The following is a 14,216-nucleotide window of genomic DNA, read 5'->3' on the forward strand; positions in this document are numbered from 1 at the left end:
TGAAACACGGCTGCAATATCAGGCCGCCGGCGATGGCGCGAACGCCGCACGCAGCCGTTCCTGAGCGCTCGCTCCGGCGGCGGTGTGGTCAAGACCGAGCAGCGCCGCGCCAACCACCGGCGGTACGTCGACGACGCGCGGTACCGCTTTCGGGGCGATCTCGGCGAGCAACCGCGTGACCTGGTCGAGGAGGACCGGGTGCCCCGCGGTCAGGACGCCGCCGCCGAGCACCACCGTGACCGGTTCGCTCAGCAGGTCGAGCCGCCGCAACGCGCTCGAGGCCATCGCGACGATCTCCTCGGCCTGCTGCTGAACGATGCCCAGGGCAACGAGATCACCGGCGGCCGCGACCTGGAACAACACCGGCCCCGCTTCCAGCTGCCGCTCGGCCGGCAGGTCGCCGAGGTGGAAGGCCTCGATCACCGCGGTCAGTGTCGGCAGCCCGTAGTGCATCGGGAACGCGGTCCGCAGCGCGGTCGCCGGACCGCGCCCGTCCGCTGCCCGTGACGCCGACCAGAACGCCTCCTCCGCCAACTGTGCGCCGCCGCCCCAGTCGCCCGTCAGTTTCCCCAGCGCCGTGAAGCGCGCGGTCCGCCCGTCCTGCAGCATGCCTGAGCAGTTGATGCCCGCTCCGCACACCACTGCGACCCCGCGCGGCTCGTCGACCCCGGACCGGAGCAGGGCGAACGTGTCGTTGGCGACGTACACCGACTCCGCCCAGCGGCGGTGCTCGAAGGCAGCGGTCAGTTGTTCGACCTCGACCGGCAGATCGGCGTTGGCCAGGCAGGCCGAGATGTGTTGCACCAGCGGTCCGTCCCCGACCCGCAGTCCGGCCTCCGCTGCGGCAGCCCGCACCAGTGGCCCCAGTCCGTCGACAGCCGCCGCCGGACCGATCCGCTGCGGTTCGAACCCGGCGCCACGCGCCGTACCGAGCAGTGTGCCGTCGGCGGCGACCAGTGCGACGTCGGTCTTGCTGTTGCCGGCGTCGAAGGCGAGGATGCCGCCCGGAACTAGCGCGCCCACGGCAGGTAGTCCTTGTTGTGCGCCAGCAGCTTGTCCGTCAGCTCCTGCGCGACAGCGATCTGGCCGACCAGCGGATGCGACAGCAGCGCCTGGAACACGCGCTCGGCGCCACCCTTGACAGCAGCCTCCAGCGCCAAGGCCTCGTACGCCGTCACGTGCGCGACCAGTCCGGCGTACAAGGGTTCCAGTGGAGACACCGGCATCGGCTTTGCGCCGTCTGCGTTCACCTTGGCAGGTACTTCGATGACAGCGTCGTCGGCCAGGAACGGGAGTGTGCCGTTGTTGAGGGTGTTGACCACTTGGACGTCACCGGTGTTGTTGAGCAGTGACGAGGCGAGGGCGACCGCGGCCTCCGAGTAGTACGCACCGCCGCGCTTCTCGAGCAGGGCGGGCTTCTCGTCGAGTTGCGGGTCGGCGTACATGTCCAGCAGCTCTTTCTCGAGTGCAGCGACCTCGGCGGCCCGGGACGGCTTGGTGCGCAGCTCCTGCACCACCTCGTCGTGTGCGTAGTAGTAGCGCAGGTAGTACGACGGGACGACGCCCAGCTGCTGTACGACGTGCGACGGGAGATGCAGATCGTCGGAGATCTCGCCGAGGTGGTCGGCAAGCAGCTTCGGCAGCATGTCCTCGCCGTTGACGCGGACCGCTCGCTCCCAGGTGAGGTGGTTCAGCCCGACGTGGTCGAGCGCCACCTCCTCCGGTGTGACGCCGAGCATGGCGGCGAAGCGACGCTGGAATCCGATCGCCACGTTGCACAGTCCGACTGCCTTGTGCCCGTGCGACAGCAAGGCCCGCGTGACGATGCCGACCGGGTTGGTGAAGTCGATGATCCATGCGTCCGGGTTGGTACGCCGTACCCGCTCGGCGATGTCCAGCACGACGGGCACGGTCCGCAGCGCCTTGGCGAGACCGCCCGCACCCGTCGTCTCCTGGCCGACGCAGCCGCACTCCAGCGGCCAGGTCTCGTCCTCGTTGCGCGCCGCCTGCCCGCCGACGCGCAGCTGCAGCAGGACGGCGTCCGCACCGTCGATGCCCGCATCCAGGTCGGAGGTCGTGACGACCCGGCCGGCATGGCCTTGTTTCGCGAAGATGCGCCGCGCGAGCCCACCGACCAGCTCCAGCCGGTCGGCCACCGGATCGACCAGCACCAGCTCCGACACCGGCAACGTATCCCGCAACCGGGCGAATCCGTCGACAAGTTCAGGCGTATAGGTGGACCCGCCACCGACGACTGTCAGTTTCATCCCTTGACCCCTGTCAGTATGACGCCCTCGATGAAGGCTTTTTCGGCGGCGCGGTGATGCCGGCGGCCTTGGAGGCGGTCTTGTTGTAGTACAGGCCGTAGGCGTCGGGCAGGGGTGAAGCTCTGCATCCGGTCTCCTACTAGGTGATGGGTGGCCCCGCGGTGTCGAAGACCTCGTCGCGGGTGGTGCTCAGTGCGGACTGGAGTGCCCCGGAGAGCACGGGGTCGGTGCTGATCGCGGTCATCAACAGCTGCGGCCGCGGTACGGCGAGCTCGGCGAGTTCGTCCTGGACCAGGCCGCGCAGCCGCTCGCCGCCCGCGGTGATGACACCTCCGGCCAGCACGATCAGCTCCGGGTCGACGACCGCGACGATCGCGGCCAGACCGACCGCGAGCCGGTGCGCGAACTCGCTCAGTACCTCGTCGCCCGCGCCCTCGGTCTGCAAGGCGAGCGCGATCGCGGTCTCCGGCGTCCGGGCCTTCAGACCGTGCGAGCGGGCCAGCTCCAGGACCGGCTCGCCGCCGGCGAGTTCCTGGAAGCCGCCGGCGTTGTTGCGGCCGACGTTGCGGACCAGCGGCGTCCCCGGCAGCGGCAGGAACGCGACCTCGCCGGCGCCGCCGGTCGCCCCGCGGTGCAGGCGGCCGTTGATGACGATCGCGGCGCCGATGCCTTCCTCGCCCCAGAGCAGCACGAAGTTGTCGTGCTGCCGGGCGTGGCCGATCCGCTGCTCGGCGATCGCGGCCAGGTTGACGTCGTTCTCGACCTCCAGCGGTACGGCGATCGCGGCGGCCAGCTCGTCCAGCAGGTGCGGGGCGTGCCAGCCGGGCAGGTGGGTCGCGTACCGCAGCCGGCCGGTGGTGGGGTCGAAACCGCCCGGGGTGCCGATCGAGACCCGGTGCAGCCGCTCACGGCTCAGACCCGCCTCGCCGGCCGCGCCCTCGATCGCCTTGACCACGCGGTCGACCGTGCCCTTGGCGCTGCGGCCCGGGGTGGCCAGCTCGTAGTGGCCGACGACGTTGCCGGTCAGGTCGGCGACGGCGGCCCGGATCCGGGTCGGCGTCACGTCCAGACCGCCGACGTACGCGATGTCGCCGTTGATCTCGTACAGCTGCGCGTTCGGGCCGGGACGGCCCGCGGTGGTGCCGCTCGGACGGACCAGCCGGGCCGCCTCCAGCCGCGCGAGCAGCTGCGAAGCGGTCGGCTTGGACAGCCCGGTCAGGTTGCCGAGCGTGGTGCGGGAGAGCGGGCCCTGGCTGAGCAGCAGGTCCAGGGCGGCGCGGTCGTTCATCGCGCGCAGCAGGCGCGGCGTTCCGGGTGTCGTTGCCATGGGCCAACCCTGCCTGCCTTCGCCGCCCGCGGGTACTCGCCGCGCTGAGAATCCGAACTGTTAGGAAAGTTTCCTATTAGCCGGAGACCGTACGGCGCGATGAGGGCAGGTGTCAATCGCCGCGCGGAATCTGGTCCGCGCGGCGGTGAACGGCAGAGTTGGCGATATGGGTCCGGCGCGTCGTCGGTGCGGCGTGGGAACTGTTAGGGGAGGCGCCAGTCGACCGGCTCGGCTCCTTGCTCCACCAGCAGGGCGTTGACGCGGCTGAACGGGCGGGAGCCGAAGAAGCCGCGGTCCGCGGACATGGGACTCGGATGCGCGCTCTCGACGTACGGCGTGCTGCCCAGCATCGGCTTGAGGGTCTGCGCGTCGCGGCCCCACAGGATCGCCACCAGCGGACCGCCGCGGTCCACCAGCGCGTGAATGGCCTGCTCGGTGACGCTCTCCCAGCCCTTGCCGCGGTGGGCGCCGGACTTACCGGGCTGCACGGTCAGCACTCTGTTCAGCATCAGCACGCCCTGATCCGCCCAGGGCGTCAGGTCACCGTTGGACGGCGCCGGTACGCCGACGTCCGCCATCAGTTCGCGGTAGATGTTCGCGAGGCTCCGCGGGATCGGCCGTACGTCGGGGGCCACCGAGAAGCTGAGCCCCACCGGGTGTCCGGGCGTCGGGTACGGGTCCTGCCCGACCACGAGCACCTTCACCTCGGCCAGCGGTCGGTGGAACGCGCGGAGCACGTTCTCCCCGGCCGGCAGGTAGGTCCTGCCCGCGGAGATCTCTCCGCGCAGGAACTCACCCATCTGCGCCACAGTGCCTTCGACCGGGGCCAACGCCTCGGCCCAGTCCGGCGCCACCAGATCCGACAACGTCTTGGGACTCACCCGCCACAGTCTCGCAGGACTACGGGTCGCAATGCACCCCGGGTTGTCGCCTGCTGTTCGCGTGTCGCTCGAGCGCCGGTCTTGCCCGCCAAGGTACAAAGGTCGCGGCCCCGCAAAGGTATGAGCTTGCGGGGCCTTTGCTATGCGGCCAGGTGGCGTAGGGCTGCCGCATAGCGGGTGGCGGCGTAGTGCTGGGCCATGCGGGTGAGAGGGCCGGCGACGCGGGTGTACCAGGTGGCTCCGCGGCTGTACGCGCGGATGGTGACGTGGACGCCGTCGGAGTCACGGCTGACGAGGAAGGACTCCTCGCCAGCCTCGGGGTGGCCCTGCAAGGTGCCGTACGCGAAGCCGACGCGGTCCGGCTCGTCGACGACCCGGACGACGCGGCACGGGATCGGCAGGCCGAGTTGGGTGCGCGTCCGGAGGGGTGGGACGAGCAGCCCGGGGCCGAGGCGTCCGAGCGAGTCGGTGCCGACCTCGGGCGGTGTGGACGTCGCCGTCACCGGGATACCGGCCGCGCGGTGCATCCGCCACGCCAGCAACGCGTCAGCAGCCCGCCGGAACACCTCGTCCCCGGCGCCGATCCGCTCCCGGTACTCCAGCCGGTGGTACCCCTCGGGCGTCTCGTCGTAGTCCGTGCAGCCCACCTCGTCATACGTGAACCGCAACCTCGCCAGGTCTTCAAGCCTCATCAGGCTCCTTCCCGTCGCATCGCCAGCACACCGCACAACCCGAAGCCCACCGCATTCGCCACACCGTGCGTGGCAACCATCCACTCCAATGGCAGGTACGGGGTGTCCATCACATGTCCCAGTGCCCAACTGACGGCCAGCAGCATCGTCAGCACAAGCACCGAGCCGGACACGACCAGCAGCACGCCTGTTGTCCGGTCCGTCCGCCGCGACCGCCGCCACAGGTTCCAGCCGACCAGCCACATGCCGGCGGTCAGTACGACGGCCCCCGCAAGCTCCACCAGGTCGCCGAGGAAGAACCCGAGCAGAACGATCGCAGTACCCAGCGGGACGCTCACAGCCGCCACACCGTCAGCAGCCAGGTAGGCCATCAGCGCAGCCGCGAAGCCCGCGAAGTGGAAGTGGGCGACTGTCAGCGACAGGACGGTCAGGTTGAAGCCGAACAGCTCGTACGACGCACGCTCCGCGACCAGCGCGAGCGCTGCGATCGACGGAGTGGCCAGTGCGGTGTACAGAGCCACCTGTCGCGGTCTGAGCGATCTCTGCTGGAGGAAATGCCGCGCGGCCACGCCGATCAGGACGAGTGTCCCGGTGAGGTAGATGGACGCCAGGGTGATCGACACCACGCCGCGCGGCAGCCACAGCGCGACAGCTCCGGGAACGGCGAACGCGAACCACCAGCGGGTGCTGGTGGTTCGCGTCGGCAGGAGGGTGAGTCCGAGGGGTACGACGATGAGCATCCCCAGGCTCACCACCGCGTGGACGAGGAAGGTCAACTGCTCTTCAGGCCGGTGGTGTTGTCGTTCTTGATGGCGTCGAAGAGGGCCTTCGCCTTGGCCGTGTCCCACTTCACCGCGGAACCCCGGTTGCAGCACAGGCCGTAGTTGTCGTCGCTCGTCGGCACGCTCAGCGCGACACCGCCGCTGCCGGAGATCGCCTGCATGCCGCGCGCGAACCGGACGAAGTCGAACAGGCTCATGTCCTGGTCCACGGTCAGGGCGTCGACGCCCTTGGTCGCGACGTCGAAGTACCGGACCGGGTTCAGGAACGTCGACGGCGAGGCGGCCTTCTTCGCGACCGCGCCGACCATCTGGCGCTGCCGCTCGGTGCGGCCGAAGTCGTTCTTGCCGTCGGCCTTGCGGGACCGCACGTAGCCGAGCGCGTTCACACCGTCCAGCTCCTGGCAACCGGCCGGCAGGTCGATGTGCGCGTCCTTGTCTTTCATTGCCTTCGGCAAGCACATGGTGATACCGCCGACACTGTCGATCACCGAGGCGAAGCCGCCGAAGCCGACCTCGACGTAGTGGTCGATCCGCAGCCCGGTGTTGTTCTCGATGGTCTGGATCAGCAACGCCGGGCCCTTGTTGAAGGCGGCGTTGATCTTCTGCTTGCCGTCGACGCCGGGGATGTTGACCGCGCTGTCGCGCGGGATGCTGATCAGCACCGTCGGCCCGGACTTCGGGACGTGCATCAGCATGATCGAGTCGGTCCGCGGCGGTCCCGCGTCACCGCCGGTGTGCAGCCGTGCGCGCTCGGCCCGGCTGAGGTCCTCGCGGGCGTCCGAACCGACCATCAGGTACGTCGTGCCGGGCGTCTCGGCCGGCCGCTGACCGGTCGGCATCGCCTCGATCTTGTCGATCCGGCTCCACGCGTAGAGCGGGACCGCGATCAGCATGAGGACGAACAGCAGGACGATCAGTCCGACGGTCCGGAGGAACCAGTTGCGGCGCTTCTTCGGGCGTCGCGACGGGTTCGCGTATCGCGGGTCGATGGGCTGCGTTTCACTCATGGCCACGACCGTATCGGTGCCGGGCCCCGAAACACGTCACCCCGGTGAATGGTTTTACACGTCGGAAAGTCGACGGCGCCTCCGTCAAAGGGAGGAAAATCCGCCCCGAGATCGAACCGGACCGCCGGAACGCGACCGGCGACATCCCCACTCTGGTGGCGAAGAGGCGGCTGAAGTACGCCGGATCGTCGTACCCGACCCGCCGCGCGACCGCGGCCACGGACAGGTCCTCCTCGGCGAGCAGAACCTTTGCAGAGCTCAGTCTGGTGTTCAGGACGAGTTCATGCGGAGTTGAGCCCGTCGTACGACGTACTGCGTCGCGCAGCTCGCTGACCGTGAGACCTAGCTCACTGGCGTAGTCCTGAATGCTCAACGGTGTACACGCCAGCTCCGCGAGTCGCGCGGCCACACCGTCACCCGCGGTCGTGCCGGCGTGACCGATCAGGTCGTAGAGCGCTCCGGTGAGCTGTACGGCGTTGTGCTGCGTGCTGACGCGGAGCAGACGGGTGAAGGCGCGGTCGATCGGCCGCGGGTCTCTGTACCGCCGGACGGGCTGGCTGGGATCGAGGTGCCCGAGTGAGGTGAGCGCTACGGTCGCGGGCCCGCTGAACAACGTCCAAGCTTGCCGCCAGGGCGTGCTGGGCCGGTAGCCGTGAAGTACGCCGGGGAACAGCGTCAGCAGGGCGGGCGCGCGCACCTCGTACAACTCGCGGTCAGGGCCGTGCAGGAGCTCGCCCCGTCCCTCTTTGAGCCAGACGAGCGCATGGCAGCCGAGAGCGCGCTCCGCAGCGGCGCCCGGGCCGTGTGTCTGCTCCCCGGCACCGAGACAGAAGAGTCCAAGCTGACGCTCGACAGCCCCTGGAGTCAGGTATGTCGACCAGTTCTGCACGACAACAAGAGTCCAAGAAGCCGGTACCGGGTGTCCATTCCCCTGAAAGCGGTACGCCGGTGGAATGGAGCCGTGCTGACGTCTAACGGATACGTGCTCGATGAGCGGCGGTTGGGTGAACTGGTTGAGGTACCCGAGGCGGAGCGGGGTGATCGGACTGCGTTGCGCACCAGGCTGCAGCACGACGGATACCTGTTTCTGACCGGACTGCTCGACCCGGCGGCGGTGTGGGCGTTCCGGGAGTACTACTTCGGGCTGACGGGTGCCGCCACGGACAGGGCGTCGTACCGGCAGGTGCTGTTCGAGGAGATCGTGCCGGGAGCGGAGTACGCGGCGTTCTGTGCGCAGCCGGCGCTGAAGGGCTGGTTCGAGTGGTTTCTCGGTGGTGAGCCGTTCCTGCACCGGCGGAAGATCATCCGCCAGACCGCGCCGGGCGAGAACGGCATCGGTACGGCGACGCAAGCGCACTACGACCTGGTGTACCTGCGCGGCGGCAGCGACCAGGTGCTGTCCGCCTGGATCCCACTGGGTGACTGCCCGGTCAGCCGCGGTGGCCTGACCTATCTGGAAGGCAGCCACCACAGAGTGCTTGAAGAAGAGGCGGCCGGTCGGCTGAAACGGCCGGCCGCGTCCATCACCGCGGACCTGCCCGCTCTGGCGGCGCAGTACGACGCCAACTGGCTGGTGACCGACTACGCGGCCGGAGATGTCGTCGTCCACACCGCACACACCGTCCACGCGGCCCTCGACAACGTGTCGACGGACATGCGCCTCTCGACCGACATCCGCTACCAGCGCGCAGACGACGCCGTCGACGCCCGTTGGCAGCACCACTGGCACGACCAGGACGGATTGTGAACGCTAGTCGCGAATGACAATCATTTCGATTAAGGTGTCTTCGGAAGCGAGCAACCGAGTCTGAGGAGAGCCGTGAACCGCAACGAACTGATCGCCGGCGTGGCGCAGCAGGCGGGCGTCCCGCGGAGCCAGGCCGAGAAGGTCATCGACGCGCTGGGCGACGTCGTCACCGAAGCCGTGCGGCGTGGCGACAAGGTGTCGCTGACCGGCCTGCTCAGCATCGAGCGGGTGCTGCGCGCGCCGCGCACCGGCCGCAACCCGCAGACCGGCGAGCCGTTGAGCATCCCGGCGGGCTACTCGGTGCGGCTGTCGTGCGGAAGCCGCCTCAAGGCCGCGGCCCGAGGCGACCTCCGCACCGTTCGCTGACCGTCAGCTGACCGTCAGCGCCGGACCGCCGTGGCCCAGTAGCGAGTGGTCGGCGTCGGCGGGGTGCTGAACCGCGCGTTCGCCAGGTAGAGCCGGTGACCGAACGCGGCCGCGGTCGTCGGGACGTCGAAGCCCGGATCGGTGATGGTGCGGACCTGCCGGCCCGCTGTTCCGCCTTTGTTCAGCTGCACGACGGCGACCTGGTTGGAGAAGTTCTGAACGACGTACAGCGTGCGGCCGAGCAGCAGCATGCCGTCGCCGTTGGTCATCAGCGTGCCGCCGAGGTCGACGCGCTTCGTGACACCGGTCCGCGGATCGACCCGGAACAGGAACCCGGTCGACGACTGGACGATGATCAGCGCCCGGCCGTCCGGGGTCAGCGTCAGGCCGTTGCCGTTGAACCCGGTCGGGTCGTGCACGTAGTCGCCGCTCAGCGGGACGGTCCGCACTCGGTTCAGCAGCTGGCCGTGGCGGCCGATCGGCACCTGGTAGACGACGGGACGGCTGGAGTCGGTGAACCAGGCGCTGGTCCGGCTCAGCACGACGTCGTTCACGAACGTCGCCGTTTCGGTGGTCAGCGGGTAGCTCTTCAGGATCTTGCCGGTCCGGATGTCGACGACGCGGGCCGTCCCGCTCGGACCGCCGGCGATCCACAGCCGACCGCGGTTGTCAGCTTTCAGGCCGACCGACGGCGTACCGGGTCCTTGGCTGATCACCTTCCCGCGTCCGGTCCGCAGCGAGGCGGCGTAGATGTCGCCGTCGACGAGCGAGCCGAAGTACGCCGTGGCCCGGCTGATCGCGATGCCTTCGGGCTGGAAGCCGTTCGGCAGATCGATCCGGGTCGGGAACACCTTGGACTGCCGGGACGTCTGCGCGGTCCCGAAGCGGACCTTGTCGCACGGTGAGTCGTAGACCGATTGCTTGACGACGGCCGGGCCCGGCGCTGGTTCACCGGAGGCGGCCGCCGACGTGGAGACGAGGCCCATCAGCAGGACGGGCAGGCCGAGAGCGGCCATCACATGACGGACATGCCGGATGTTCATGATTCCTCCCCTGCGGCCCACCGTAGGACGGTCGGCGGCGGTGCGGAAGTCGTCGGGATCGTCTCGGCCTTCTGCCGGAGAGCCTGGAGAAGACCGGCTGCTGTGAGTCGGTGAAGTGCGCCGCGTCCTGTGGACAGTTCAGACCGGCGGATTCGCGAACCGGGTATGTTCGCTGACAGCAACTCGACTTGGGACAAGGGGTCAGGGATGACAGCAGGAATCGACGACTCGGCGGCGGTTCGCCCGCAGGACGATCTGTACCGCTTCGTGAACGGGACGTGGCTCGCGGAGCACGAGATTCCCGCGGACAAGGCGATCCACGGCGCGTTCCACGCGCTCTGGGACAGCGCCGAGCAGGACGTCCGCGCGATCGTCGAGAAGACCGTCGCCGCCGGGCATCCGGAAGGCAGCGAGCCGCGGAAGATCGCCGACCTCTACAGCAGCTTCATGGACACCGAGACGGTCGAGCGCCTCGGCGCCGAGCCGATCGCGGACCAGCTCGCCCTCGTCCAGGGGGTGACCGACGTGGCCGGGCTGGTGTCGGTCCTCGGGCAGCTCGAGCTGCAGGGCGTGCCGGGTGTCTTCCACTACTGGGTCGACGCCGACGCGAAGAAGTCCGACGAGAACATCGTCCACCTCACCCAGGGCGGCCTCAGCCTGCCCGACGAGTCGTACTACCGCGAGGACACCTTCGCCGAGATCCGGACGGCGTACGTCGCGCACGTGGCGACCATGCTGGAGCTCGCCGGGCTGTCCGACGCGACCGCCGCCGCCGAGCGGATCCTTGAGCTGGAGACCCGGTTGGCCCGCTCGCACTGGGACCGGGTCAAGGACCGGGACGTGCAGCTGACCTACAACAAGCTCGACCGGGCCGGGCTCGACGAGCTGACCCCCGGCTTCGACTGGGCGACCTGGCTGGCCGGCGCCGGCGTGCCGGAGAGTGCCTTCGCCGAGGTCGTGGTCCGCGAGCCGGACTACCTGACCGCGGCCGCGACCGCGCTGCAGGAGGTCGGGATCGACCGGTGGAAGGAGTGGCTCGCCTGGCGGATCGTGCACAGTGCCGCGCCGCTGCTGAGCCAGGCCTTCGTCAACGAGAACTTCGCCTTCTACGGCAAGACCCTGACCGGTGCGCCCGAGCTGCGGGAGCGTTGGAAGCGCGGCGTCGGCGCGGTCGAGTCGGCGCTCGGCGAGGCGCTCGGCAAGCTGTATGTCGCGGAGCACTTCCCGCCGGACGCCAAGGCCCGCATGGTCGACCTGGTGCAGAATCTGGTCGCCGCCTACCGGCAGCGGATCGAGGCGCTGGACTGGATGGGTCCGGACACCAAGCAGCGCGCGCTCGACAAGCTCGGCACCTTCGTGCCCAAGATCGGGTACCCGGACGAGTGGAAGGACTACTCGGCCCTCGAGATCGACCCGGCCGACCTGTTCGGCAACGTCCGCCGGTCGGTCGCGGTGGAGACCGCGCGTGACCTGGCCAAGCTCGGCAAGCCGGTCGACCGGAACGAGTGGCGGATGACGCCGCAGACGGTCAACGCCTACTACAACCCGCGGATGAACGAGATCGTCTTCCCGGCCGGCATCCTGCAGCCGCCGTTCTTCGACCTGGTCGCCGACGACGCGACGAACTACGGCGCGATCGGCGCCGTGATCGGCCACGAGATCGGCCACGGCTTCGACGACCAGGGCTCGCGGTACGACGCCGACGGCAACCTGAACGACTGGTGGACCGACGAGGACCGCAAGGCCTTCGAGCAGCGCACCGACAAGCTCGTCGCGCAGTACGACGCGCTCGAGCCGGCCGAGACCCCCGGCCAGAAGGTCAACGGCAAGCTCACCCTCGGCGAGAACATCGGCGACCTCGGCGGCCTGTCGATCGCCTACGTCGCCTACCAGCTGTCCCTGGACGGCGGCGAGGCCGACGAGGCCGGCAGCCGACGGTTCTTCGCCGCCTGGGCGCATGCCTGGGCCACCAAGACCCGTCCCGAGGAAGCCGCCCGCCGCCTCACCATCGACCCGCACTCCCCGCCGGAGTTCCGCTGCAACGCGGTGGTGAAGAACATCGACGCGTTCCACACCACCTACCGGACGACCGACTCCGACGGAATGTGGCTCGCCCCGGAGGACCGCGTCCGCATCTGGTAGCACGACCCGTCACCTGATCCGGCGCCCGACGCAGGCGCCGGATCAGGCGGCTGGATCAGGTGCCGGGATCAGCGCACCCGGCGCCACATGGTCCGGTGCGGGATGCCGTCCTCGACGAACTCGGGGCCCTCGGCAACGTAACCGAACTTCTCGTAGAACCCCTGGGCGTACGTCTGCGCGTCGAGCACGCTGTCGATGTCGCCGACGATCTCCAGGGCGTCCTTCATGAGCTGCGCCGCCAGCCCCCGGCCGCGGGCCTGCGCGGCGGTCGCCACCCGGCCGATCCGCATCCGGCCGGGCTCGGTCAGCAATCGCAGGTACGCCTGGATCGCGTCCTGCTCCTCGATCCACAGGTGATGCGTACCGGCGAGCAGGTCGCGCCCGTCGAGCTCCGGGTACGCACACTCCTGCTCGACGACGAACACGTCGACGCGCAACCGGAGCACGTCGTACAACTGCGCTGCCGTCAGCTCGCTCCCGATGATGTGCACCGGCTCTTCCTACCAGACTCGAGCTAGGAGGCCATCCAGTTCTGGATGCCGTCGACGGTGCGGGGCATGGCCTCGGAGAGGTTCTCCGGACCGTCGTCGGTGATCAGGATGTCGTCCTCGATGCGGATGCCGATACCGCGCAGGTCCTCGGGGACGGTCAGGTCGTCGGACTGGAAGTACAGGCCGGGCTCGACGGTGAGGACGTAGCCGGGCTGGACGTTGCCCTTGCGGTAGTTCTCGTCGCGGGCCGCGGCGCAGTCGTGCACGTCGAGGCCGAGCATGTGGCTGACGCCGTGCAGCGTGTAGCGCTGGTACAGCCGGCTCTCCGGGTCGAGCGCCTCCTCCGCCGACACCGGCAGCAGCTCCATCGCGTCGAGACCGCGGACGATGACCTCCATCGCGGCCTCGTGCCCGGCGCGGAACGCGGCCCCCGGCGTGAGCGCCGCGATCCCCGCGTTCTGCGCGTCCAGGACAAGCTGGTACAGGTCCCGCTGGCGCGGCGTGAACTCGCCGTTCACCGGCAGCGTCCGGGTGATGTCGGCGGTGTACAGCTGCCGGTTCTCCACACCCATGTCGAGCAGCATCAGCGTGCCGTCGGTCACCGGGCCGTCGTTCTCGATCCAGTGCAGCGTGGTGGCGTGCGGACCGGCCGCGGCGATCGACGTGTAGCCGACGTCGTTGCCCTCGGCCCGGGCCCGGCGCCAGAATGTGCCCTCGATCCAGCGTTCGCCGTACTGCCGGACCTTGTCCATCTCGGCGAGGACGTCGGAGAAGCCGCGGTGGGTGATCGCGACCGCGTCCCGCAGCTGCTCGAGCTCGTACGCGTCCTTGACCAGCCGCAGCTCCGATAGCGTGGCCGCCAGCTCGTTGTCCTTGAGGTCGTCGGTGCGGGCGCCGGTCAGCAGCGCGGCGATCGACTGGTCCTCGTCGCGCCGCACCCGCGTCGGTACGTCGCTCTTCAGCGCATCGGCCAGCTGGTCGACGTGCCGCGTCTCGATCCCGAACTCCTTCGCGGTCTCGGTCAGCGACGGCCGACGCCCGGCCCACAACTCGCCGTACATCCGGTCGCGCCAGAACTCCTCGCCCTGCGAGCGGTCGGCACGCGGGCGGAAGTACAGCACGGCGTCGTGGCCGGTGGTGCCGTTCGGCTCCAGGACGAGCACCGCGTCGGAGGTCTGGTTGCCGGTCAGCCAGACGTAGTCGGTGTGCGGGCGGAAGACGTAGTCGGTGTCGTTCGACCGGACCTTGTAGGTGCCGGCCGGGATCACCAGACGCTCGCCCGGGAACGCCTGGGACAGCGCGTCCCGGCGCTTCGCCGCCCACACCCCGGCATCGCTCAGTGACAGATCGTGCCGCTCGGAGTCGGCCCAGCCGGAATTCATGAACGCGCGCAGCTTCGGGCTCGGCTCGTTGTCGTGCGACGCGGTCTTCGGCGCGGCGTTCTCGGCAGCGTTCTCGGTCATCGTCGACC

The 14,216-nt window shown here is 69.4% G+C and carries 14 protein-coding genes; 3 read left to right on the forward strand and 11 right to left on the reverse strand.

Annotation, left to right across the window (positions count from 1 at the left end; all coding sequences use genetic code 11):
* Positions 1-18 precede the first annotated feature (18 nt).
* The 8 genes from ABZX12_RS22890 to ABZX12_RS22925 form a co-directional block, all read right to left on the reverse strand.
* Complete coding sequence (locus ABZX12_RS22890) at positions 19-1,023, reverse strand: BadF/BadG/BcrA/BcrD ATPase family protein (RefSeq protein WP_355696047.1); 1,005 nt, start codon at positions 1,021-1,023, stop codon at positions 19-21.
* A complete protein-coding gene (locus tag ABZX12_RS22895) occupies positions 1,011-2,267 on the reverse strand; it encodes a 6-phospho-beta-glucosidase (RefSeq protein ID WP_355696048.1) in 1,257 nt (418 codons plus the stop codon). Before ABZX12_RS22895 ends, ABZX12_RS22890 begins: the two co-directional genes overlap by 13 nt.
* A 139-nt stretch (positions 2,268-2,406) precedes the next feature.
* A complete protein-coding gene (locus ABZX12_RS22900; protein ID WP_355696050.1) occupies positions 2,407-3,594 on the reverse strand; it encodes an ROK family transcriptional regulator in 1,188 nt (395 codons plus the stop codon).
* Between the two features lie 203 nt (positions 3,595-3,797).
* On the reverse strand, positions 3,798-4,475 hold the full coding sequence (locus ABZX12_RS22905; RefSeq protein WP_355696052.1) for a uracil-DNA glycosylase: 678 nt from the start codon (positions 4,473-4,475) through the stop codon (positions 3,798-3,800).
* A gap of 140 nt (positions 4,476-4,615) precedes the next feature.
* Positions 4,616-5,167, reverse strand: a complete 552-nt coding sequence (locus tag ABZX12_RS22910; protein ID WP_355696053.1) for a DUF1990 domain-containing protein — start codon at positions 5,165-5,167, stop codon at positions 4,616-4,618.
* On the reverse strand, positions 5,167-5,943 hold the full coding sequence (locus tag ABZX12_RS22915) for a YndJ family protein (protein WP_355696055.1): 777 nt from the start codon (positions 5,941-5,943) through the stop codon (positions 5,167-5,169). Before ABZX12_RS22915 ends, ABZX12_RS22910 begins: the two co-directional genes overlap by 1 nt.
* Entirely contained in the window at positions 5,940-6,956 is a 1,017-nt protein-coding gene (locus ABZX12_RS22920) for an LCP family protein (protein WP_355696057.1), read from the reverse strand. Before ABZX12_RS22920 ends, ABZX12_RS22915 begins: the two co-directional genes overlap by 4 nt.
* The gene (locus ABZX12_RS22925; protein ID WP_355696059.1) at positions 6,949-7,845 is read right to left on the reverse strand and encodes an AraC family transcriptional regulator; all 897 of its coding nucleotides are present in this window, start codon (positions 7,843-7,845) and stop codon (positions 6,949-6,951) included. Before ABZX12_RS22925 ends, ABZX12_RS22920 begins: the two co-directional genes overlap by 8 nt.
* A gap of 111 nt (positions 7,846-7,956) precedes the next feature.
* On the opposite strand from ABZX12_RS22925, the gene ABZX12_RS22930 reads away from it, so the two are divergent.
* Positions 7,957-8,703, forward strand: a complete 747-nt coding sequence (locus tag ABZX12_RS22930; protein WP_355696061.1) for a phytanoyl-CoA dioxygenase family protein — start codon at positions 7,957-7,959, stop codon at positions 8,701-8,703.
* Between the two features lie 72 nt (positions 8,704-8,775).
* The gene (locus ABZX12_RS22935; protein ID WP_355696062.1) at positions 8,776-9,069 is read left to right on the forward strand and encodes an HU family DNA-binding protein; all 294 of its coding nucleotides are present in this window, start codon (positions 8,776-8,778) and stop codon (positions 9,067-9,069) included.
* Positions 9,070-9,083: 14 nt separating this feature from the next.
* On the opposite strand, the gene ABZX12_RS22940 is transcribed toward ABZX12_RS22935, so the two are convergent.
* A complete protein-coding gene (locus ABZX12_RS22940) occupies positions 9,084-10,112 on the reverse strand; it encodes a superoxide dismutase (protein WP_355696064.1) in 1,029 nt (342 codons plus the stop codon).
* 207 nt (positions 10,113-10,319) lie between these two features.
* Between ABZX12_RS22940 and ABZX12_RS22945 the strand changes: the two genes are divergently transcribed.
* A complete protein-coding gene (locus ABZX12_RS22945) occupies positions 10,320-12,254 on the forward strand; it encodes a M13-type metalloendopeptidase (protein ID WP_355696065.1) in 1,935 nt (644 codons plus the stop codon).
* Between the two features lie 68 nt (positions 12,255-12,322).
* On the opposite strand, the gene ABZX12_RS22950 is transcribed toward ABZX12_RS22945, so the two are convergent.
* Together ABZX12_RS22950 and ABZX12_RS22955 are read right to left on the reverse strand one after the other, a co-directional pair.
* The gene (locus tag ABZX12_RS22950; protein ID WP_355696067.1) at positions 12,323-12,745 is read right to left on the reverse strand and encodes a GNAT family N-acetyltransferase; all 423 of its coding nucleotides are present in this window, start codon (positions 12,743-12,745) and stop codon (positions 12,323-12,325) included.
* Between the two features lie 23 nt (positions 12,746-12,768).
* Positions 12,769-14,208: an aminopeptidase P family protein gene (locus ABZX12_RS22955; protein ID WP_355696069.1), complete on the reverse strand. Its 1,440-nt coding sequence runs from the start codon at positions 14,206-14,208 to the stop codon at positions 12,769-12,771.
* Positions 14,209-14,216: the final 8 nt, after the last annotated feature.

The organism is Kribbella sp. NPDC003505 (assembly GCF_040610875.1).
Lineage (GTDB): Bacteria > Actinomycetota > Actinomycetes > Propionibacteriales > Kribbellaceae > Kribbella.

Excerpts from the sequence above, each read along its gene's own strand:
- ABZX12_RS22895 (WP_355696048.1), bottom strand. The coding sequence starts at position 2,267 with ATGAAACTGACAGTCGTCGGTGGCGGGTCCACCTATACGCCTGAACTT.
- ABZX12_RS22900 (WP_355696050.1), bottom strand. The coding sequence starts at position 3,594 with ATGGCAACGACACCCGGAACGCCGCGCCTGCTGCGCGCGATGAACGAC.
- ABZX12_RS22910 (WP_355696053.1), bottom strand. The coding sequence starts at position 5,167 with ATGAGGCTTGAAGACCTGGCGAGGTTGCGGTTCACGTATGACGAGGTG.
- ABZX12_RS22920 (WP_355696057.1), bottom strand. The coding sequence starts at position 6,956 with ATGAGTGAAACGCAGCCCATCGACCCGCGATACGCGAACCCGTCGCGA.
- ABZX12_RS22940 (WP_355696064.1), bottom strand. The coding sequence starts at position 10,112 with ATGAACATCCGGCATGTCCGTCATGTGATGGCCGCTCTCGGCCTGCCC.
- ABZX12_RS22945 (WP_355696065.1), top strand. The coding sequence starts at position 10,320 with ATGACAGCAGGAATCGACGACTCGGCGGCGGTTCGCCCGCAGGACGAT.
- ABZX12_RS22955 (WP_355696069.1), bottom strand. The coding sequence starts at position 14,208 with ATGACCGAGAACGCTGCCGAGAACGCCGCGCCGAAGACCGCGTCGCAC.